This is a genomic window from Leptothoe sp. EHU-05/26/07-4 (genome assembly GCF_043421015.1).
GTDB classification, from domain to species: Bacteria; Cyanobacteriota; Cyanobacteriia; order Phormidesmidales; family Phormidesmidaceae; genus Leptothoe; species Leptothoe turfae.
In genome coordinates this window covers 1,762,896-1,782,360 of sequence record NZ_JAXSQV010000007.1, presented here as the reverse complement: position 1 = coordinate 1,782,360, position 19,465 = coordinate 1,762,896, and the positions used below count along the sequence as shown (strand labels likewise).

Sequence of the window (19,465 nt, the reverse complement as noted above, 5' to 3'; positions counted from 1 at the left end):
GTAAACCGAACCGAAAAGCGGTCAGCCCATGCGAGTCTTGAAAAAATGGATGCGCGTATGAGTCAAACCTCTGTCTTCAAGTGTTTACTAGAAGCTTCGCTATAGTTAAAGTGCTTTCTGTATTTCAGAGCCTTAGGTTAAAAGGTAAATTCAATGGCTAAACCACCAATCCTAGATCCTGAGCGTTCATATACCTTTCGGTCATATTTTGAAATGACCTATGATCCAGAGGATATCCTGGCTGAGTTTGGCTATCGCCTACAAAGGGCACGAATTACTTTACCTCAGGGAAAACGCACCTTTCCTCAGCTTGCTGAATTAGAACAGCGCATTGAACGTACATTGCCAGTCGTGAGTTTGACTAGCGAAACTGCTCGTCGGGAGACCTTGGTAGCTCCTATCCTGATAGAAATAGCTGCTTTCTGCAATTGTCAGCTCAAAATTGAATATCCCCTCAATGTTAGTCAATGGCTTAAAGGTAATCTGGATTATCTCCTACGATCTGATCACGAGTTTTTAATTATTGAGGCAAAAAACGACGATCTGTCGCGAGGCTTTACACAGTTAGCCGTAGAACTCATTGCCCTGGCAAAACAACAAGAATCCTTAGACCCCTTATTTGGTGCCGTAACCATTGGTGAAGTGTGGCGATTTGGTCAGCTCGATCCGCAGAAACAACAAATCACTCAAGACTTAGAACTGTTTAAACTACCAGGAGATTTAGACAGTTTAGTCTCCGTACTCATTGGCATTATGGAAGAACAAACTGCTTTTGCAGTGTAGTCTCTAAACACTCAACAACTGACAAAGTTTATACAGCAGTGGTGTCAACAATAGCGCTGGTAAAAATGAGGCCACTCGGATAGTCGCCACTTTTAACAAATTCAAACCTAACCCTAGAATAATGACCCCACCCACACCGGTCACCAACAACACACTGGGGGAAGATGCCGGATCACCAATCCCACTGGCCAACAATCCAGCCAACAAAGACATACCACCCTGATAGACCACCACGGGCAGCACCGAAAACCCAACACCAGCACCATAACTACCGGTCAACGCGATCGACACCAGGCCATCCATAGTGCCCTTGATAATTAAAATTGTGCCATCACCGCTAAGACCGTTGTTGAGACTGCCCAAAATTGCCATGGGGCCAATGCAAAACAACAAACTCGCAGCAACAAACCCTTCAGTAAACTGACCGCCGCCGCCAAATCTGGCTTTTAAAGCATCCCCAATAGCGATGAGTCGTCGTTCTATCTGCCACCACTCGCCCAGCAGACCACCGACAACCAAGGCCACCAAACCAACAATCACACCAGCAATGTTGCCAGCATCTACCTCAGTCAATGGCTGAGCCATTTGCATTCCGATAAATAGAGTGATCAGCCCCACCGCCTGGGTAATCACATCCTGCATCGCCCGAGGTAATCGTCCCCTGACAATTAGCCCACTCGTGGTACCCAATAGCACCAGCACCACGTTAATCCAGGTCCCACTTGTCTTTGCCCACAGGCTCAGCATTATTTTCTTATCTTCTATAGCATCCTGAGGCCATCATCGTCCCCTTGGACACCCTACAATCTTAAGCCCACCTTTTGTCGTCAATACTCTACTTGCGCATCAGGATCAACCAGGCATTTCTTCATGTAGGGTCGTTCCATGGAACGACCCTACATCAGATATTGGATTGCGATTTAGGGCCACCAGACTCACAATAAATAATGATATTGACCATTTTCTTGAATAATCTATGGTTTCCGTCAGTCTGCTCAAAGCTACCAGCTACGATATCGACACCCTAGAGCAGCAGCTTCGTGACCTGCTGGCTCCTTTAGGTGGCATGGCAGCCTATGTCAAACCAGGCCAGCGAGTTCTTTTAAAACCTAATTTACTCACAGGCGCACGTCCTACCAAGGAATGCACTACGCGGGCAGAGTTGGTTTATTGTGTGGCTAAACTGGTTCAAGAAGTTGGCGGCCAACCGTTTTTGGGTGATAGCCCAGCCTTTGGTAGCGCCTACGGTGTTGCTAAGGCCAATGGTCTACTGCAGTGGGCAAAGAAACTTGACCTACCCATTGTGGAACTCCACGGTAAACGCTATCAGCTTCAGCAAGAGGGTAATTTTGATAACCTGCTGCTCTCGAAAGAAGCAATGGAAGCCGATGTGGTGATCAATTTACCTAAGGTTAAATCCCACGTTCAGCTCACGCTAACATTGGGTGTCAAAAATCTCTTCGGCTGCGTGCCAGGAAAAATGAAAGCCTGGTGGCATATGGAATCAGGTAAGGACTGTCAGAAATTTGCTCAAATGTTGGTGGAAACTGCCCAAGCTATTGATCCAGACCTGACAATTTTAGATGGCATCATTGGTCATGAAGGTAACGGACCTAGCGGCGGTGAACCACGACACCTTGGGGTATTAGGTGCATCACAGAATGTCTATGCTCTAGATCGGGCCATGGTAGATGTTCTTCAGATCAAGCCATCTCAAGTGCCAACCGTTGCAGCCTCTCAACGCCTTGGACTATGCCCCACTAACATTGATTTTGTTCTACAGTCACCGGCTGAGTTGTACATCGATAACTGGCAACTACCCGAGAAGCTAATGCCCATTGATTTCGGCATGCCACGGGTGATGAAATCTACCTTTAAGCACCTGTATATTCGATTTATCAAGGAACCGATCGCTGCCTATGCCCAGCGCTAGGTGGCATCAACCGCATGTTCCTATACACCCAAAGGTCGAGCTTGATAGATTAGCCCGACCTTTGGGTATAGAATTGATTCGCCACCGGGCGCTATCAGCAGGGATGTTGTATCCAGCCTTTACTAGAAACCAGCGGTAGTTCTCCTCATCGCTTTGGCCATGGACTTAAACGACGACATGCTGGGGCCTGGGCGACGACGACTCGCCTTAGCAACGGGGGTTGTGTAATCAAATGTGGGAGCTGGCTCTGGTTCAGGTGCTGGCGGTTGATTAGCTGAAGCTGCCAGTGCTGTACGAATTAGTTCTATAGGATCTGAAATAGAGGCAGTTGGAGTGGCCACTGGGGCAGCTGTTTCGGATGCTTTGTTATCAGTATTCTTGACCTTTTTAGCCGCAGGAGCTTTGGCTGTCGCTGCAGCGGGCTTTGGCGCTGGTGCAGCAGCAGGTGCTGGCGTAGCAGTGGGCTCAGAAATAGCCGCGATTTCTTCTTCGGGTAATTCTAAATAGTATCCAGACTTTTTACCTAAAAGTTTGTCCAGCACTCTAACTAAGCTCCTAATCAAACAGCAATGTTGTTGCTAATTTAAGGAAATATTTTTAGCTGCGTCGCCAAGAATTCCAAGAATTATTTAGCAACTTACAGATTAAGTTATTCCAAAAAACAGCAACGTTCAGCAATAAATACGCCGAATCCCATCGGCAATCATAACCTTGCAACGAAGTCGCTGCGAGGTAAAACCATTATCAAATCTGACGCCTGTGGGAAGCAAGGAAGCATCAGACCTGTTTACAATAGTTAATAACTTACTTATTTAAGCGATTATTTAAGCGATATCGTTTCCTCAATCTGGCCCAAGCATGGCCATTAAAAATGACTTCTCGGAACTTTTCCAAGAAGTCATTTGTGAAATGAACTGAGACTAGGGCAGCTTAATCGGCACCTTGGGTAAGTAGCTCACGCTTCTCCTTAGGTGCGATAACGACCTTACCTTTCTCATCCACATCGACGACGGCTGTATCTCCATCCTGTAGACGGCTGGATAGAATTTCCTCTGCTAAGGTGTCCTCTAGCAGACGCATGATGGCGCGACGCAACGGTCGAGCACCGTAGCTGGGGTTGTAGCCCTCTTCCACCAAACGCTCTTTGAACTTGTCCGTTACCTCTAGGGTGATTCCCTGTTCGGTTAACCGACCAAAGACTTCTTTGAGCAGAATATCGGAGATTTCTTTAACCTCAGGCTTAGTAAGCTGACGGAAGACGATGATTTCGTCCAAACGGTTCAAGAACTCAGGACGGAAGTACTGCTTCAGCTCTTCATTAACTAGAGAACGAATGCGGTTGTACTGAGACTCAGCTGCATCTTCTTCTAGCTCAAAGCCAAGGCCACCGCCACCTTTCTCAATAACCTTAGAACCGATGTTGGAGGTCAAAATCAACAAGGTGTTCTTGAAGTCAACTGTACGGCCTTTGGCATCGGTGAGACGGCCATCTTCCAAAATCTGCAACAGCATGTTGAAGACATCGGGGTGGGCCTTTTCAATCTCATCAAAGAGAACGACTGTATAAGGACGACGACGTACAGCCTCAGTCAGCTGACCGCCTTCGCTATAGCCGACATAGCCCGGAGGAGAACCAATCAGCTTAGAAACTGTGTGGCGTTCCATAAACTCGGACATGTCAAGGCGAATCATCGCTTCTTCCGAGCCGAAGAAGTAAGCGGCCAATGCCTTGGTTAACTCGGTCTTACCAACACCGGTAGGACCAGAGAAGACAAAGCTCGCAATGGGCCGGTTGGGATTCTTTAAACCCACACGGGCTCGACGAATTGCCCGAGAAATTGCTTTCACAGCTTCATCTTGGCCGATAACGCGCTGATGCAGCGTATCTTCCATGTGAAGCAGCTTCTCAGACTCAGTTTCGGTCAGTTTATTAACCGGTACGCCAGTCCAAGATGCCACGATGTGGGCAATGTCCTCTTCGGTAACCTCAGGAGAATCAGAACTACCAGCTTCATCAGTGCGCTTACTTTGAGCGATCGCACGAATTTCAGCCTTAATTTCCATTTCACGATCGCGAAGCTCACCCGCTTTGTCAAAATCCTGAGAACGCACCGCATTGTCCTTATCTTTTAGAACGCTACGTAGTTCCCGATCCAATTCTTTAGCAGCCGGGGGAAGCTGGGAATTAATCAGTCGTACCCGAGAGCCTGCCTCGTCAATTAGGTCAATGGCTTTATCGGGAAGGAAACGGTCAGAGATATAACGATCCGCCAGCTTGGCCGCAGCTTCCAAGGACTCATCAAGAATCTTGAGCTTATGATGCTGTTCGTAGCGATCGCGTAGACCGTGCAGAATTTCGATGGTTTCCTCAACGCTGGGCTCACCCACCATCACAGGCTGAAAACGACGCTCTAGGGCAGCATCTCGCTCAATGTGCTTACGATACTCATCCAGGGTGGTGGCACCGATGCACTGTAACTCACCCCGAGCCAGGGCAGGTTTGAGGATGTTAGCAGCATCAATAGCGCCCTCAGCAGCACCCGCACCGATCAGGGTATGAACCTCATCGATTACTAGGATGACATTCGCAGCTGAGCGAATTTCATCCATGATTTTTTTCAGGCGCTCTTCAAATTCACCGCGATACTTGGTTCCTGCCACTAACAGACCAATATCCAGGGTGACAACCCGCTTTTCTTCAAGGATATCGGGGACATCACCGTTGGCAATGCGTTGGGCCAAACCCTCGGCAATTGCAGTTTTACCCACACCTGGCTCACCAATGAGCACAGGGTTATTTTTGGTACGACGGCCTAGAATCTGAATAACACGTTCAATTTCTTTTTGACGGCCAACCACAGGGTCAAGCTTGCCCTCTGAGGCCATCTGAGTCAGGTTAGAGCCAAATTCATCCAGGGTGGGCGTCTTCGTTCGACCTTGACTACCACCAGTGGAGACCTCAGCGGTCTCACCTAACATACGAATCACCTGGGTACGAACCTTAGACAGGTCGACACCAAGGTTTTCTAGTACACGGGCAGCCACGCCTTCACCTTCGCGAATTAGGCCAAGGAGCAGATGCTCAGTGCCAATATAGTTATGGCCTAGCTGACGGGCCTCTTCCAGGGACAGCTCTAACACCCGCTTAGCACGTGGTGTGAAGGGAATTTCTACGGCGACGAACCCGGAACCGCGACCGATAATCTTTTCGACCTCGATCCGAGCATCTTTGAGATTTACCCCCATGGACTTCAGAACTTTGGCGGCCACACCGGTACCTTCACCGATGAGACCGAGGAGGATTTGCTCAGTTCCCACAAAGTTATGGCCCAGTCGGCGAGCCTCTTCCTGGGCGAGCATGATCACCTTAATGGCTTTTTCTGTAAAGCGTTCAAACATGGCGGCTTTTCATCACCTGGCTTGTGCGGAGTTGCCATGATTCTAGCACAGCCATTTTTGCTGAAACTGTGCCGGTATTCACGACTTGCAATGGATCTAGCGCTAAAAAAAGACTCACTTAAACATTTTTTGGGTAGATCTGGGAGTGAAGTCAGGTGGCATTGTCCTTGGTCGCGCTCGTTACATCGTGTACCACCGATTACTGACATCCTTAACCAAGATTTAAGCCTGACAGGGCCTTTGTTTAGGGGGCAAACGCCTTGAATTTAGAGATTTTACTCCACAGATTTTCCGTGGCATTACGCACATAAATATTTAATACGTATTAATTAGTGATTGTTACATGGGTGCCATTGGTATTGATGCTGACGAAATGTTTCTGTGCATTCAAGTTCTAAATGCTCTAGCTGTTGTAGAAACTCAGGGTTTTGCAAATGGCTGCGCCATAAAATGAGGGCATTTTCGCCGTCCTGGTAATATCGCTTACGTTGCCCGGCTGTGCGAAAGCCAAATTTTTGATACAGACTCAGGGCTTTTTGATTAGACGCTCGCACTTCTAACGTGGCATGGGTGAGTTCGCGTTGACGTGCCAGCTGTAGCAGCTGAATGAGCAAGAGCTGTCCTAAGTATTGGCGGTGATAATCGGGATGAATGGCTAATGTAGTGATATGGGCTTCATCTAGAATGGCCCATAGACAGCCTAGACCAATTACATCTTGATTGGCCAAAAGTACAAGTAGATCGCTATTGGGACTGTCAATTTCGCGTCGGTAGCCAGCTTCAGTCCACAGCCCCCCCAGACAAACCTGATCGAGCCGCAATACAGCAGGTAGCAACTCATCGGTCAAAACTTGGTAGGTCAGTGTTGTCATCACGCGTATGAAAAGGTCCAGGTAAATAGATACTTTCTCAGAAGAAGCCAGAGGGTGATCGGTGACGAATTGTACACTGGAAGCTTGCATTGGGTGATTTCACCCGCTGACAACCTCTGACAATAGCTATGGTTTCCACACTTCCTTCTGCAAATCAAACCACTCGTTCTAGCCTTGACTACCTGGAGACTAACGGGTCTGACTCACCCAATCAGCGGCTTTTACCCCTCAGTGTTCAGGTGAATGAACAGGATCATCTGCAAGTTGGCGGGTGTGATGTCGTCGAGCTAGTTAAGGAGTTTGGCTCTCCGTTATACATTCTTGATGAAGTGACGCTACGAACGGCATGTCAGCAATATCGTCAGGCATTTGACCAATACTATCCGGGAGAGGCTCTAGTGATGTACGCCTCAAAGGCATGGAACTGTTTGGCGGTGTGTGCGATCGCAACCCAAGAGGGCCTAGCCGTGGATGTGGTATCAGGGGGGGAACTCCTAACGGCGCTAACGGCTGGCGTTAATCCAGATAAGCTTTACTTTCACGGTAACAACAAATCCCACGGTGAGCTGCAACGAGGCATTGACGCAGGCTGCCGCATTGTTGTCGATAACTGGCATGAGCTTAAAACCCTCAGCGCGCTAGCCAGTCCGCAAACCCCCGCAACTATTCTGCTACGAATCACACCAGGCATTGAATGCCACACCCACGACTATATTCGCACCGGACACATCGATAGCAAGTTTGGCTTTGATCCCGATCAATTAGAAGAAGTCTTTACCTTCGTAGCTCAGCAGTCATCATTAGCTTGTGTTGGTCTGCATGCCCATATCGGCTCTCAAATTTTTGAGCTACAGCCCCATGAAGATTTATCTGCTGTCCTTGTAACTTGGATGGAAGCAGCAAAACGCCATGGTTTACCCATTAGCGAACTCGATGTGGGGGGTGGCCTTGGCATTCGCTACACCGAAACCGACGATCCACCCAGCATTACTGATTGGGCACAGGTCGTTTGCGAAAACATGGTCAAAGCTTGCCAAGAGGCCAATGTGGCTTTACCCAAATTAATCTGCGAGCCAGGACGTTCTCTCATTGGCACAGCTTGTATCACCGCTTATACCATCGGCGGCCAGAAGACTGTCCCCGGTATTCGTGCCTATGCTGCGGTAGATGGCGGTATGTCTGACAATCCTCGTCCGATTACCTATCAGTCGCTTTACCGAGTGTTAGCAGCTAACAAAATGTCAGCCCCCCTCAGTGAAACCGTTACCTTGGCAGGTAAACACTGCGAATCAGGAGATGTGCTGATTCACGATGCCCAGCTGCCTGTTTTAGTGGCGGGCGACATCGTCGCTATTCCCGCCACTGGGGCTTACAACTACAGCATGGCCTCCAACTACAATCGCGTTCCTCGACCGGCAGCCGTATTGGTGAAAAACGGTGAGGCCTCATTAATAGTAGAGCGAGAAACCGATGCAGACTTAATCCGCTACGACCGTCTCCCCAGCTATTTGAGGAGCTGAGCTTGGCTATCTGGCGGTCAATGGAGCTGTTGCCTAGAATAGAAGCCAAGATACATGCTGCAGGCCATCTTGGGTAGTCTTTACAGTAGCCGCCGCTTTAGCAATGAATCGTCCACAGTTATTAACGCTATCTGTGGCGTCTTATCCTGTAAATCCTGATTTTTGAACTGGGTGCATCCTGAGATCTGCCGTGGCATCTCGTAAATGCAATTAGAGGAAGCGTTGGTTACCTTGGCAGGCCAACAACCAGGGTCCTTCTCAAAGCGATATGCAGGATACGTAGCCCCCGCTACCGTGATTAGAAGAACGGTTTGAATGCTAAAGCCGAGCGTCTAACGCAATGTCTAACGCACTATTTAGATCCTTATATTGAAAACCCAGGTTGGGGCTGACATTTGCTAGGTCTGTTCATCCATATCATCGATATTGCCCTTGTTCTCGTTCTCATCTACCTAATGCTGGTGGTTATTGGCGAGCGCCGTAACCTATGGATGATTCGAGGACTGATTGTGCTGATGCTGGCAGCCGTTCTTAGCCATGCGCTAAAGCTATCGCTGCTTGGTTTTGTGCTGACTAATTTATCCTTTGGGGCCGCTGTGGCCATGGCCCTGATGCTACAAGCAGAAATTCGTCGATTTTTAGAACTTTTGGGACGGGGCGAACTTATTCAGCTGTTTTCTCCCACCAGTCGCCCCACATCCAGACCAGATGGTGTGATTGATGAACTGGTGGATGCCGTTCGGGAACTCTCTCAAAAACGTACGGGAGCGCTAATGATTTTAGAACTTGGCCCCCCCATTGATGAAAATGATTTCTCGGTTCCTGGAGTACGGCTGAACGCCGATCTATCCAAGGAACTGATTCAGACTATTTTCCAAACCAGTACCTTGCTCCATGACGGTGCCATTCTCATCCGTGCTTCTCGGATTGTAGCCGCCGGGGTCATTCTGCCCATTTCAGAAAGAATTGCCTCAAGACAGTTGGGGACTCGCCACAGGGCAGCCATGGGGATTACTGAACGCATTGAAAATTGCCTGTGTATAGTCGTTTCTGAAGAAACGGGTTCTATTTCCATTGCCCAACGGGGTCGCCTGAATCGCCCCCTGACTAGCAACCGATTGAGGGAGCTACTACAGGAACAATTCACACCGCTGGTGGAAAGCGACACTGTTGCCCCCGAATTGCTCAATCTCGGTCGTCGGTTGACCGGGCTATGGAAATGGGCTGGGCAATTACTGGATAGACGTTAGATATCTGGATGTCTAGAGTTTTCCAGGTTTATTTTAGATCTCTGCTCAGGCCGTTACAAATGGGGCAGATTAAGTAAAAAAGCTAACAAACACGCCTCATCTTAAAAATGGTTATGATGTAATAAGCACTAAGCATATATACGCAGTGAGTGAAGGGTACTTCCATGTCAGCCAGCCAATCTTCCCAGGAAAAAGAGCAAACTCCCTTGTCAGAACGGGAATTGCAGATTGTTGAGCTGGTTGCCGCTGGCTTAACTAATCAAGAAATCTCAACTGAGCTTGATATTAGTAAGCGCACCGTTGATAACCACATCAGTAATGTTCTAAATAAAACAGCCACCGGTAATCGGGTGGCATTGGTCCGTTGGGCTCTGAAATGGGGCAAGGTCTGTATCGATGACGTTAACTGTTGTAACCTGCCCACTACTAATGGTCATAATGATCAGCATCTCTCCAATGGCCAGCAGGAGCTAGTGTCTTAAACCAAAGTTGCCATCTGTGGTCTTTTCTGCACAAAAATCTAATTCTGGTTGTGGATAAAGTTTAAGCTGGCGATCATTTGATAGGGTGGGCAATGCCCACTGCAAATTTTTAACAGTTCACTAATGAGCAATATCCAGGCACTGCGAGGTACCCGTGACATTCTGCCCGATGAGGTAACGGTGTGGCAGCATGTGGAATCAGTAGCTCGTGATATTCTCAATCGCGCTGCCTATCGAGAAATTCGCCCACCCATGTTTGAGCAAACAGAGTTGTTTGCTCGGGGCATTGGTGAGGCCACCGATGTCGTTGGTAAGGAAATGTACTCCTTTGAAGATCGGGGGGGACGTTCCATTACACTGCGGCCAGAAATTACTGCTGGTCTTGTGCGGGCCTTTATTGGTAATAAGTTGTACGCGAGCGGCGGTGTACAGCGTCTATGGCATACGGGGCCAGCCTTTCGTTATGAGCGTCCTCAAAAAGGGCGGCAGCGACAGTTTCATCAGCTAGATGTAGAAATTTTGGGTAGTCGCGATCCACGGGCGGATGTGGAGGTAATTGCGATCGCAACCGACATCCTCCAAAGTCTGGGTTTAAAGTCTCTGACCTTGGATCTCAACTCAGTCGGTAGCGGAGCCGATCGCCAAGTCTATCGCGATGCTTTAGTGAACTACCTCACCCCTTACAGAGATGAACTTGACGGTGATTCCCAAGCTCGCCTAACGCGAAACCCCCTGCGTATTCTGGATAGTAAAGACAGTCGCACCCAGGAAATTGTCAACGATGCCCCCAGTTTGCTGGATCATCTGAGTGATGATTCCCAGCGTCACTTTAACCAGGTGCAACAGCAGCTCAGTGCCCTGGGCATTGACTTCACTATTAATCCTCGGTTAGTGCGAGGTCTCGACTACTATACCCACACTGCCTTTGAAATTATGTCAGCGGATCTTGGAGCCCAGGCTACAGTCTGCGGTGGTGGTCGCTATGATGGTTTAGTCCAACAATTGGGCGGCCCAGACGTTCCAGCCATTGGCTTTGCCATTGGTTTAGAACGACTCACCATTTTACTTCAGCAACTGCAAAGTACACCGGTCCCTGCCTTAGATTTCTACATCGTTTCCCGAGGTGAAAAAGCAGAGCCTGCGACTACAGTGCTTGCTCAGAAGCTTCGCCATGCAGGATTTTCGGTAGAAATCGACTTGAGTGCTAGTGCCTTTGGTAAACAGTTTAAGCGGGCTGATCGCAGCGGCGCTATTGGCTGTTTGATTCTGGGGGACGCCGAAGCTGAAGCGAACACTGTACAGCTAAAGTGGCTGAGTTCGGGAGACCAGTCAGAACTGTCTCAAACTGATTTAATTAGACAGGCTGACAGTCTAAAAAACAAACTTGCAACCTTGCGCCAGTAATAAAATTAGATCTATTAGCCCATGTATAGACGTTGCAGGCAACGTCTCTTCACCCATTTATGTCAAGACTAGAGGTCACCACCACCTATCTAGAAATGCTGTCCGTGAGTCAGATTAACCCTGCCTCGCCCACGCACATCACCCTGACAGAAGCTGTTGTCCCATGTCCAGAATTCCAACGATTCCTTTACACCGCAGTGGGAGGATCATGGTACTGGATGGACCGCCTGCGTTGGACCTACCAACAGTGGGCCGATTATCTCAACCAAGAGTCTGTTTGTGTCTGGGTTGGCTATGTCAACGGTGTACCAGCAGGCTACTTTGAGCTGTCAAAACAACCCGATCTCAGTGCCAAAATTGAGTATTTTGGTCTCTTGCCTCAATTTATTGGTCAAGGCCACGGGGGCTATCTTCTAACCCTGGCTCTCAAAACAGCCTGGGAACTCACCTCAACACGGGTCTGGGTGCATACCAACTCCATTGATGGTCCCCATGCCCTAAAAAATTATCAGGCGCGGGGGTTGGTCATTTATGACCAACAGCAACATATTTTTGACTTGCCCCAAAGCTCACCAGGGCCATGGCCTGGAGCCCGTAGCCCTCACCAAAAGCACTAGGCACAATTCCTTCAGAGACAATTACTCCAGAGACAATTACTAAGAAATATCCTCACTTCCGTCACAGGCTCCAATGGCGATGCTAGCGTAAACGGAATCAAAGGCTAATTTAGAGTGTCCATGGCCCAAGATCCATCTAACGATATATCCGATAACTCTCCTCAGACCCCATTAAACCAGCCTAAAAATCGTTCAGAGCTGGTAAATTTTATCGCAGCCGCTCGCAGTCGGGGAGCCTCCGATGAGTTTATTAGTAGCCTACTACGCAATTTCGGTTGGCCCCAAAGAGAGATTGAGCGTGCCTATTTTGTCGTCTATGAAGAATTCGTGGGCATGCCCATTCCTGCTCCCTCTGGTGGTCAAGGGGAAGCAGCGCGAGATGCCTTTATCTATCTGCTTTCGTTTGTCACGTTAGGAATTTGGACCCAAGCACTGGGAGAAATTGGGTTTATCTTGATCAATCACGTCATCCCAGATCCCTTAAGCCGTTCCTATGGCGACTCATCGTTTCAGGTGGCCTTTTGTCTAGCCCGTCTGTTGGTGGCCTATCCGGTATATCTGCTATTGATGCGCAGAATTCTCAAGGACCTGTCTGTATATCGCGAAAAAACCTACTCCGGTGTCCGCAAATGGCTCACCTATATTGCCCTACTCATCGTTGCATTGGTGGGCATCGGTACCTTAATGGCGTTTCTCACTTCGTTTTTGCGCGGCGAATTAACTCCACGGTTTTTGCTCAAAGTGCTGGTTATTTTAGTCATTGACGGCAGCGTCTTAGCATATTACTACCAATGGGTTCAACGACGTCCAGCTCAGATTTAACTCAACGTCTACCGTCAGATGGGCTATGCCCACCTCGCTTTGCAAACTATGAACCATTCAGCATTTGATCGTACCTTTGCCACCCTCGCTACTGTGGCTGTCGCTGCTGGTGCAGCGGCTGGTTTTTGGGTGTTGGGCACACCAGGTCAGCAGCGTCTGATCATGAGTGACCGACAGCGATTGGAAGATTTGAATGCGATCGCAAATACCCTTTATTGGCAAAATCAAGACCAGGAAGAATACGTCCTACCCGACACCCTAAACCCGGATGATCAGCGTCAAGATCCCATTACTCAAGAGCCCTATGGCTATAGCAAAGTTGACGAGAGTCTATACCAGCTCTGCGCTAATTTTGCCACCGATAGCAGCACCCACAAGTTAGCCAATGCCAATAACGAAAACTGGCAACACCCTGAAGGATTTCACTGCTTCGAATTAGAAATTAGTCAACAGCCCCCCTCTCTCTATTAACCATTTCAAGATTAGAGAAATTAGACAATCTATGGCATGATCCAAAGCCATCACGACAGGTTCAGCCGATTTTCAGGAGATTTTCAGCTGTGTAGGCGTTAATAACAGCAGCCTAACCGCCTAAAATCAGACCTCTATCTCACCCCTTCGTTTTCTTCTAGGAGAATTACATGAGCTACCTTGAAACCACAGCTAAGTTCTATAGTGACGTGGCCGAAGACCCCATGGTAGGACTGTGCTGTGTTCAGAGCACCCCATTGCAGCTACCGGACTTAAATGTTCCTACCCTGATGCAGGAAATGAACTACGGTTGCGGTACAACCGTCCATCCGTCCGAATTATCAGGTGACCCTACCGTGCTCTATGTTGGCGTTGGTGGTGGCATTGAAGCCTTACAATTTGCCTATTTTTCACGGCGGCCCCAGGGGGTCATTGCTGTGGATCCTGTAGATGCGATGAGGGATGCAGCCCAGCGCAATCTAGCCATCGCTGCCGAAGAAAACGACTGGTTTGACCCCAGCTTTGTCGACATTCGTAAAGGTGATGCATTCGATTTGCCCATCCCCGACAATTCCGTCGATGTGATGGCACAGAACTGTCTGTTCAACATTTTTGAACCGGCGGATCTAGTACGGGCTCTAAAAGAAGCCTATCGAGTGATTAAACCTGGCGGTCGTTTGGTCATGAGTGATCCCATTGCCACTCGCCCAATCCCCCCCCACTTGCAAGCAGACGAACGGTTGCGGGCTCTATGCCTGTCGGGAGCCCTCACCTATAACGAGTATATTCAGGCCTTAATTGACACGGGTTTTGGCCAGGTGGAAATTCGAGCCCGTCGCCCCTACCGTCTACTGGGTAAAGAAACCTACAACCTAGATCAACCCCTATTGCTAGAAAGCTTAGACTCAGTTGCGTTCAAGGTTCCCCTTCCTCCTGATGGAGCCTGTGTCTTTACTGGCAAAACAGCTGTCTATGCTGGCACAGAAGAGTACCTTGACGATCAGTCCGGACATATCATGCAGCCAGGCATTCCCCTGGCAGTATGCGATAAAACTGCAGCTAACCTGGCCAGCAAGTTCCCTAATGAGATTGTTTTAACCCCATCCACCTGGTTCTATGACGGAGGGGGGTGTTGCTAACCTAGACGGCGCGTTAGCCAGCAGCCACAGCCCACTGTGGCAAAGCCTAACCAAACAGACGGCTCTGGCACCGACTGCCTATTTGGACTAGTCGAGTTGGGGGGCAATGCATGATTCACAGTATCTCCTCGGTAAAGATTTGCCCCCACAACATATCCAAATTCATTGTTGTCAATCGCAAATCCATCCACTGCGACATCGTTAATAAGCGGAATTTCCGCAGGGTTATTACCTAAACGAGAAACGATATAGGTGATACCCATAAACTGGCCATCTTGAAAGTTGACTTTTGGAGAGTTGGCATCAATATCTAAAACATCATTGTCATCAGTAAATGTGATGCCACCAAAATCAAAGATAATTGACGTAGGCCGAACCGTTTCGTAACTCTCTTTCAGTAAATTCGTGACATCAACGGATGTTAACCCTATATAGCGCTCTCCTGCGAGGGGGCCGGATGTAACATCTACAGTGAAGTCATAGGAAACAGTGTGAGCAAAAGCTACTTGTGCCTTAAAGAATGTCAATATGGCAGTTGTTGCCGCCATCAAACAAACGCGATTCATCATGACAAGATTACCTTAGCTCAGTCAATTTATGGTCTCTAAACATCTTTAAATCCTGTATGTATACCCTAAAGGAGAGTCATAACAAAAACGCCAGTAACAACAAGGAAATTTGATGAGTGTTTACTTAAACTTGTAGTCAACTATTCTGAAAAATTGCGGACTTGAAAAACAAGAGGTAGTCCAACAAAAGATATTAAGTACTATTTTTTTCAGCCTAATGTCGGATTACATAATAGTTGTGGCAGTCATGAAGCCCTGGGCGTACTATTGAACTGTTGGCAAACAAATCTGCCTTGTGTCTAGCAACAGCTATGTGCGCCAAGCTATAAGTTCTGAGCGGCACCGTAGATCTCAGGGCTATGTATTCCATCGATAAAACAATGACGAACAATGCAGCTAAAGCTTAAGGTTTGGCGACAGGCAGCTCCTGATCAATCAGGGCATCTAGAGGACTATCGCCTTTCAGGCGTATCTCCCGATATGTCCTTTCTAGAATTACTTGATTTACTCAATGAACAGCTCACAGCCTCGGGGCAAGAGCCGGTGGAATTTGATCACGATTGTAGAGAGGGAATTTGTGGCTCTTGTGACCTGATGATCAATGGTCAGGCCCATGGACCAGAGCTGCGTACGGCTACTTGCCAACTGTATATGCGTAACTTCAAAGATGGGGATACCATCGTCATCGAGCCTTGGAGGGCTCAGGCATTCCCAGTTGTTAAAGACTTAGTGGTAGATCGCAGTGCGTTGGACCGGATCATGGCAGCCGGGGGCTTTGTATCTGTAAAAACCGGGTCTGCGCCTGAAGCTAATAGTCTTCCTGTTGCCCCTGGTAAAGCGCAAACTGCCTTTGATTATGCCACTTGTATTGGCTGTGGAGCCTGTGTAGCGGCTTGCCCCAATGCGTCTGCCGCCCTATTTACTGCGGCGAAGGTGGCTCATCTGTCTTTACTTCCCCAGGGACATCCCGAACGCCGTCAGCGTGTCATCAACATGACTGAACAAATGACAGCCGAAGGCTTTGGTGATTGCTCTAACCACGGAGAATGTCAGGCGGTCTGTCCTAAGGGAATTTCGATTGATGCGATCGCAACCATGCGCCGCGAATACCTCAAGACCATTTTTTAAGGCCTATCACCCAATCGTGGGTTGTCCAAATCGTAAAGCCATACCCCAAATCGTGTGGGGACGTTCCATGGAACGTCCCCACACGATTATTAGGCCTGGAGTTCGTCCAATCGGGCCAGGACTTCTTGGCTATGAATTGCCGGGCGCACACCGAGAAAACGCTCGCGCATGGTCCCATCTGGAGCAATTAGATAAGTATGGCGCATCGACATGGGTTTCATCCAAGACCCATAGGCACGGCTCACCGCACCATCAGTATCTGCCAGTAAGGGAAACTTTAAGCCTTCGGAATCACAAAATTCAGCATGGCTATCCACATCGTCAGCACTGACACCAATAACCTGGGTCTTGCGCTCAATAAACTCTGGTAAATCTCGCTGAAAGCGTTGTGCTTCCAACGTGCAACCAGGGGTAAAGTCCTTGGGGTAGAAATAAAGAACAACCCACTGTCCCAAGTAATCTGTTAGGGAAATTTCCCCATCGCCTACATTTGTGGGGAGCGTAAAGGCAGGAGCAGGCTCCCCCAACGGTACTTGTTCACCACCGAGAGCTTGGGCCGGTAATGATGGCCCTAAAATCAGCACCCCCACCAAGAGCACCGACAAAGCCAGACGGTAAATACAACGACGGACAAACGAAAGGGTCATAACAAACAACAGCAAAGCAAATACTTTACTTAAGTTAACATTTCTGGCCAAGCCCACAGGTTGTCTCAAACACTAAGGAAATTAGATGAGATACACAAAAAAATAAGGTTCGAAGTTAAACTTCGAACCTTATTTTTTCTTAAGTGGCGGGGGCCGGATTTGAACCAACGACCTTCGGGTTATGAGCCCGACGAGCTACCAGACTGCTCTACCCCGCGTCAGCGCTTTACTACTATAGCTATGGGTTGTGTAAAGTGCAATACTTTTTTGCCATTAATTTTTGATCCCCAGATTTTTTCATATCTAATTCTGCCAAAAGCCCATGACAGTAGGCTTTTCAAGAAACTAAACAAGGTCAATTTCACCAACCATATCGAGCCGCTTGTAGTCGCTCAAATTTAAATAGGTTTCGGCCATCGTGTCGGCAATATCTGGAGAAATCCATCCCAACTGTCGTAAAACATGGAGAGCCGCTGCATATTTAGCCCGCTTAGAGCCATCCACGACCTTCAGGGCTACCCCCAAGCCTTCCCCTACTCGACTCATACATTGAATCCCTTCTGCCCCAGACTTACTGAGAATTTCGCCATGGGTCAAGCACATTAATTCCGTATCAAATCCGCCGGGGCCTGATACCATCTCCGGATGGTGTGTCATGGCTCGCACAACTCGCTCCATCTCCAGGTTTTCTCCTGACGCCAATTTGGCATACAGCGTTGCCATTTGTCGCAGCTGCATGAAATAGGTGGGAGCACCACAGTCATCGTGGGCGCAAATAAACTCGTCAGATGGCATTCCCAATAAACTGGCAAAGCGATTGAGAATCAGCTGTTGCAAAGGATGATTGCGGTTCAGATAGGTATTGAGTTCCCATCCTTGCTGTTTACAGCATGCCAGCATGCCCGCATGCTTACCTGAACAGTTGTGTTCCAACGGGCTCTTCTTGCCATCGGGCACCGGACATCGTAAACACGTAGGTTCTAAATCAGCACGCCACAAAATGCCAAATACTTGCCGGGCCTGGTGGGTCAGGCCTTGGTGAGAACCACAGATAATGGCCAAATCTTTGTCAGTAAGCTTAAACGCATCCAAAGCCCCTGTAGATGCAATAGCCATCGCTTGGAAGGGCTTCAGGGCAGAACGTATAAAGCTGGCATTATCTGCATCACCAGCTCCTGATAGTAGTCTCCCGCGACTATCAGCCACTGCCGCGTGGACCTGATGAACAGACTCGACAATCCCTTCTCTCAACAGTTGGACTGCCAATGGAGTAGTGGAGATACGGCTTGGCCTAGGCATAAATTTTGATTGAAACAGCTAGAAAATGACGATATACAAAGATACCGGACCATCTGAACCGGGATCAGAATACACCGATAAAAACTGAATACCTGACTTATCTTGGCAAAACAGGAAAATAGTTAGAGGAGCGACCACCCCAGAATACTGGTTGCCAGGCAGCTGGCTATGATACCAAAGGTTTTTCTCAGGCGACTTAAGATTGGTTTCACCTGGTAATCCACGATCAGGCAATCGCGATTGAATACATCATCAGGCTTAGTCCATATCTGACCGTCATACCAACCCGACTCTTCGTAGGGCAGGTCCCTGATTTGCAAGCGATGACCCACATGGGACCAACCCACATAAAGCTGTAGCAACGTTAGCGTTGGTATCACCAAAGCTCCCAATGAGGCACTCACCAAAAACTGAGTCAAAAATTTGGTTGGAGCAAAACTGGCAGCGGCAATCGGTGCGGAGACTAACCAACTGAGCCCCCAAACCACTAGAACAGGGACGGTGTAACCACGCAAACTACGGGCACCCCAGCTATAAAACCAGGACTCCCGCATTTCCTCATATTCTCGAATAGGCAGCTGCTCAGCAGGAACAGGACAGCGTGGTGCAGAGCGTTTCATGGCCAATGGTTACGTTTTAATAACTTCATCATAGGATAAGCACTCGCTTTGGCCTATGGCCCCATGCCAGGGGAGGGCGTAGGAATAAACTCAATGCGCTTAACGTGGCCCCAGAATGCCTCAAGATCGTAATATTCGCGCTCACGTGGCTGAAAAATGTGGGCAATGACGTCACCGTAGTCATAAATCACCCATTTCCCTTCTTCAACGCCCTCTGTACGTAGAGGAGAGCAGCCATGGTCCGTTTCGATGGTGGACTCAATGGAGCGGGCAATCGCACGAACCTGGACATTGGTAAACCCAGTGGCAATTACAAAGTAATCAGCTAGATAGGACGCATCGCCCACCTGTAGGATAGAAATATCCTCTGCTTTCCGGTCATCGGCGGCATTGGCAATGGCTGTCGCCAGCTCTAATGCCTTTTCGTCTATTTGTTCCGTTGCGATCGCATCTACACTATTTCCTGATGTATCCAATCTAAGTGCCTCAGTCAAAGATAATAAGCTCCCT

20 protein-coding genes and 1 tRNA gene are annotated in these 19,465 nt (G+C 48.6%); 11 read left to right on the top strand and 10 right to left on the bottom strand.

Annotation, left to right across the window (positions count from 1 at the left end):
- Positions 1-153 precede the first annotated feature (153 nt).
- Complete coding sequence (locus U2F10_RS32325) at positions 154-783, top strand: hypothetical protein (RefSeq protein ID WP_163669767.1); 630 nt, start codon at positions 154-156, stop codon at positions 781-783.
- Between the two features lie 3 nt (positions 784-786).
- On the opposite strand, the gene U2F10_RS32320 is transcribed toward U2F10_RS32325, so the two are convergent.
- Positions 787-1,530: a DUF554 domain-containing protein gene (locus tag U2F10_RS32320; RefSeq protein ID WP_163669769.1), complete on the bottom strand. Its 744-nt coding sequence runs from the start codon at positions 1,528-1,530 to the stop codon at positions 787-789.
- Positions 1,531-1,759: 229 nt separating this feature from the next.
- Between U2F10_RS32320 and U2F10_RS32315 the strand changes: the two genes are divergently transcribed.
- On the top strand, positions 1,760-2,716 hold the full coding sequence (locus U2F10_RS32315) for an Npun_F2552 family protein (RefSeq protein WP_499874367.1): 957 nt from the start codon (positions 1,760-1,762) through the stop codon (positions 2,714-2,716).
- A gap of 122 nt (positions 2,717-2,838) precedes the next feature.
- Here the strand turns inward: U2F10_RS32315 and U2F10_RS32310 are convergent, their stop codons facing one another.
- From U2F10_RS32310 to rimI, 3 genes are all read right to left on the bottom strand, one after another.
- Positions 2,839-3,258 carry a hypothetical protein gene (locus U2F10_RS32310; RefSeq protein ID WP_163669773.1) on the bottom strand — a complete coding sequence of 140 codons (420 nt, stop codon included), beginning with the start codon at positions 3,256-3,258 and terminating at the stop codon, positions 2,839-2,841.
- A gap of 388 nt (positions 3,259-3,646) precedes the next feature.
- Complete coding sequence (locus tag U2F10_RS32305) at positions 3,647-6,115, bottom strand: ATP-dependent Clp protease ATP-binding subunit (protein ID WP_163669775.1); 2,469 nt, start codon at positions 6,113-6,115, stop codon at positions 3,647-3,649.
- A 329-nt stretch (positions 6,116-6,444) separates the two neighbouring features.
- Positions 6,445-6,987 carry a ribosomal protein S18-alanine N-acetyltransferase gene (gene rimI / locus U2F10_RS32300; RefSeq protein WP_458789377.1) on the bottom strand — a complete coding sequence of 181 codons (543 nt, stop codon included), beginning with the start codon at positions 6,985-6,987 and terminating at the stop codon, positions 6,445-6,447.
- A gap of 128 nt (positions 6,988-7,115) precedes the next feature.
- On the opposite strand from rimI, the gene lysA reads away from it, so the two are divergent.
- The 8 genes from lysA (at position 7,116) to arsM (ending at position 14,692) form a co-directional block, all read left to right on the top strand.
- Positions 7,116-8,507 carry a diaminopimelate decarboxylase gene (gene lysA / locus U2F10_RS32295; RefSeq protein ID WP_499874365.1) on the top strand — a complete coding sequence of 464 codons (1,392 nt, stop codon included), beginning with the start codon at positions 7,116-7,118 and terminating at the stop codon, positions 8,505-8,507.
- A 395-nt stretch (positions 8,508-8,902) separates the two neighbouring features.
- Complete coding sequence (gene cdaA / locus U2F10_RS32290; RefSeq protein WP_006518533.1) at positions 8,903-9,757, top strand: diadenylate cyclase CdaA; 855 nt, start codon at positions 8,903-8,905, stop codon at positions 9,755-9,757.
- Positions 9,758-9,921: 164 nt separating this feature from the next.
- Entirely contained in the window at positions 9,922-10,239 is a 318-nt protein-coding gene (gene pedR / locus U2F10_RS32285) for a photosynthetic electron transport-dependent transcriptional regulator PedR (RefSeq protein ID WP_163669793.1), read from the top strand.
- A gap of 123 nt (positions 10,240-10,362) precedes the next feature.
- Entirely contained in the window at positions 10,363-11,643 is a 1,281-nt protein-coding gene (gene hisS, locus U2F10_RS32280) for a histidine--tRNA ligase (protein ID WP_163669795.1), read from the top strand.
- A 59-nt stretch (positions 11,644-11,702) separates the two neighbouring features.
- Positions 11,703-12,260, top strand: coding sequence for a GNAT family N-acetyltransferase (locus U2F10_RS32275; protein WP_163669797.1), 558 nt, complete (start codon positions 11,703-11,705; stop codon positions 12,258-12,260).
- Between the two features lie 120 nt (positions 12,261-12,380).
- Entirely contained in the window at positions 12,381-13,082 is a 702-nt protein-coding gene (locus U2F10_RS32270; protein ID WP_163669799.1) for a DUF5671 domain-containing protein, read from the top strand.
- A 48-nt stretch (positions 13,083-13,130) separates the two neighbouring features.
- Positions 13,131-13,553 (top strand): hypothetical protein, encoded by a 423-nt coding sequence (locus U2F10_RS32265; protein WP_163698834.1) that lies wholly within the window; start codon positions 13,131-13,133, stop codon positions 13,551-13,553.
- 170 nt (positions 13,554-13,723) lie between these two features.
- Complete coding sequence (arsM, locus tag U2F10_RS32260) at positions 13,724-14,692, top strand: arsenosugar biosynthesis arsenite methyltransferase ArsM (protein ID WP_163669802.1); 969 nt, start codon at positions 13,724-13,726, stop codon at positions 14,690-14,692.
- On the opposite strand, the gene U2F10_RS32255 is transcribed toward arsM, so the two are convergent.
- A complete protein-coding gene (locus U2F10_RS32255) occupies positions 14,689-15,261 on the bottom strand; it encodes a PEP-CTERM sorting domain-containing protein (protein WP_499062014.1) in 573 nt (190 codons plus the stop codon). The two genes, arsM and U2F10_RS32255, sit on opposite strands and share 4 nt — an antisense overlap.
- A gap of 390 nt (positions 15,262-15,651) precedes the next feature.
- On the opposite strand from U2F10_RS32255, the gene U2F10_RS32250 reads away from it, so the two are divergent.
- On the top strand, positions 15,652-16,389 hold the full coding sequence (locus tag U2F10_RS32250) for a succinate dehydrogenase/fumarate reductase iron-sulfur subunit (RefSeq protein ID WP_163669812.1): 738 nt from the start codon (positions 15,652-15,654) through the stop codon (positions 16,387-16,389).
- A gap of 89 nt (positions 16,390-16,478) precedes the next feature.
- Here U2F10_RS32250 and U2F10_RS32245 read toward each other — a convergent pair whose 3' ends face one another.
- The 5 genes from U2F10_RS32245 to rsfS all read right to left on the bottom strand — a co-directional run bounded on the left by U2F10_RS32245 (position 16,479) and on the right by rsfS (position 19,449).
- A complete protein-coding gene (locus tag U2F10_RS32245) occupies positions 16,479-17,036 on the bottom strand; it encodes a peroxiredoxin (protein ID WP_163698835.1) in 558 nt (185 codons plus the stop codon).
- Positions 17,037-17,180: 144 nt separating this feature from the next.
- Positions 17,181-17,254, bottom strand: a tRNA-Met gene (locus U2F10_RS32240).
- 127 nt (positions 17,255-17,381) lie between these two features.
- The gene (locus U2F10_RS32235; protein WP_163669816.1) at positions 17,382-18,335 is read right to left on the bottom strand and encodes an asparaginase; all 954 of its coding nucleotides are present in this window, start codon (positions 18,333-18,335) and stop codon (positions 17,382-17,384) included.
- A gap of 122 nt (positions 18,336-18,457) precedes the next feature.
- A complete protein-coding gene (locus U2F10_RS32230) occupies positions 18,458-18,955 on the bottom strand; it encodes a CGLD27 family protein (protein ID WP_163669818.1) in 498 nt (165 codons plus the stop codon).
- A 53-nt stretch (positions 18,956-19,008) separates the two neighbouring features.
- A complete protein-coding gene (gene rsfS, locus U2F10_RS32225; RefSeq protein WP_499874363.1) occupies positions 19,009-19,449 on the bottom strand; it encodes a ribosome silencing factor in 441 nt (146 codons plus the stop codon).
- Between the last annotated feature and the right edge of the window lie 16 nt (positions 19,450-19,465).

What these genes read in the sequence shown, in the direction of transcription:
- U2F10_RS32325 (WP_163669767.1), top strand. Translation starts at nt 154, where the DNA reads ATGGCTAAACCACCAATCCTAGATCCTGAGCGTTCATATACCTTTCGG.
- U2F10_RS32320 (WP_163669769.1), bottom strand. Translation starts at nt 1,530, where the DNA reads ATGCTGAGCCTGTGGGCAAAGACAAGTGGGACCTGGATTAACGTGGTG.
- U2F10_RS32315 (WP_499874367.1), top strand. Translation starts at nt 1,760, where the DNA reads ATGGTTTCCGTCAGTCTGCTCAAAGCTACCAGCTACGATATCGACACC.
- U2F10_RS32305 (WP_163669775.1), bottom strand. Translation starts at nt 6,115, where the DNA reads ATGTTTGAACGCTTTACAGAAAAAGCCATTAAGGTGATCATGCTCGCC.
- rimI (WP_458789377.1), bottom strand. Translation starts at nt 6,987, where the DNA reads ATGACAACACTGACCTACCAAGTTTTGACCGATGAGTTGCTACCTGCT.
- lysA (WP_499874365.1), top strand. Translation starts at nt 7,116, where the DNA reads ATGGTTTCCACACTTCCTTCTGCAAATCAAACCACTCGTTCTAGCCTT.
- pedR (WP_163669793.1), top strand. Translation starts at nt 9,922, where the DNA reads ATGTCAGCCAGCCAATCTTCCCAGGAAAAAGAGCAAACTCCCTTGTCA.
- hisS (WP_163669795.1), top strand. Translation starts at nt 10,363, where the DNA reads ATGAGCAATATCCAGGCACTGCGAGGTACCCGTGACATTCTGCCCGAT.
- U2F10_RS32275 (WP_163669797.1), top strand. Translation starts at nt 11,703, where the DNA reads ATGTCAAGACTAGAGGTCACCACCACCTATCTAGAAATGCTGTCCGTG.
- U2F10_RS32270 (WP_163669799.1), top strand. Translation starts at nt 12,381, where the DNA reads ATGGCCCAAGATCCATCTAACGATATATCCGATAACTCTCCTCAGACC.
- U2F10_RS32265 (WP_163698834.1), top strand. Translation starts at nt 13,131, where the DNA reads ATGAACCATTCAGCATTTGATCGTACCTTTGCCACCCTCGCTACTGTG.
- arsM (WP_163669802.1), top strand. Translation starts at nt 13,724, where the DNA reads ATGAGCTACCTTGAAACCACAGCTAAGTTCTATAGTGACGTGGCCGAA.
- U2F10_RS32255 (WP_499062014.1), bottom strand. Translation starts at nt 15,261, where the DNA reads ATGATGAATCGCGTTTGTTTGATGGCGGCAACAACTGCCATATTGACA.
- U2F10_RS32250 (WP_163669812.1), top strand. Translation starts at nt 15,652, where the DNA reads ATGCAGCTAAAGCTTAAGGTTTGGCGACAGGCAGCTCCTGATCAATCA.
- U2F10_RS32245 (WP_163698835.1), bottom strand. Translation starts at nt 17,036, where the DNA reads ATGACCCTTTCGTTTGTCCGTCGTTGTATTTACCGTCTGGCTTTGTCG.
- U2F10_RS32235 (WP_163669816.1), bottom strand. Translation starts at nt 18,335, where the DNA reads ATGCCTAGGCCAAGCCGTATCTCCACTACTCCATTGGCAGTCCAACTG.
- U2F10_RS32230 (WP_163669818.1), bottom strand. Translation starts at nt 18,955, where the DNA reads ATGAAACGCTCTGCACCACGCTGTCCTGTTCCTGCTGAGCAGCTGCCT.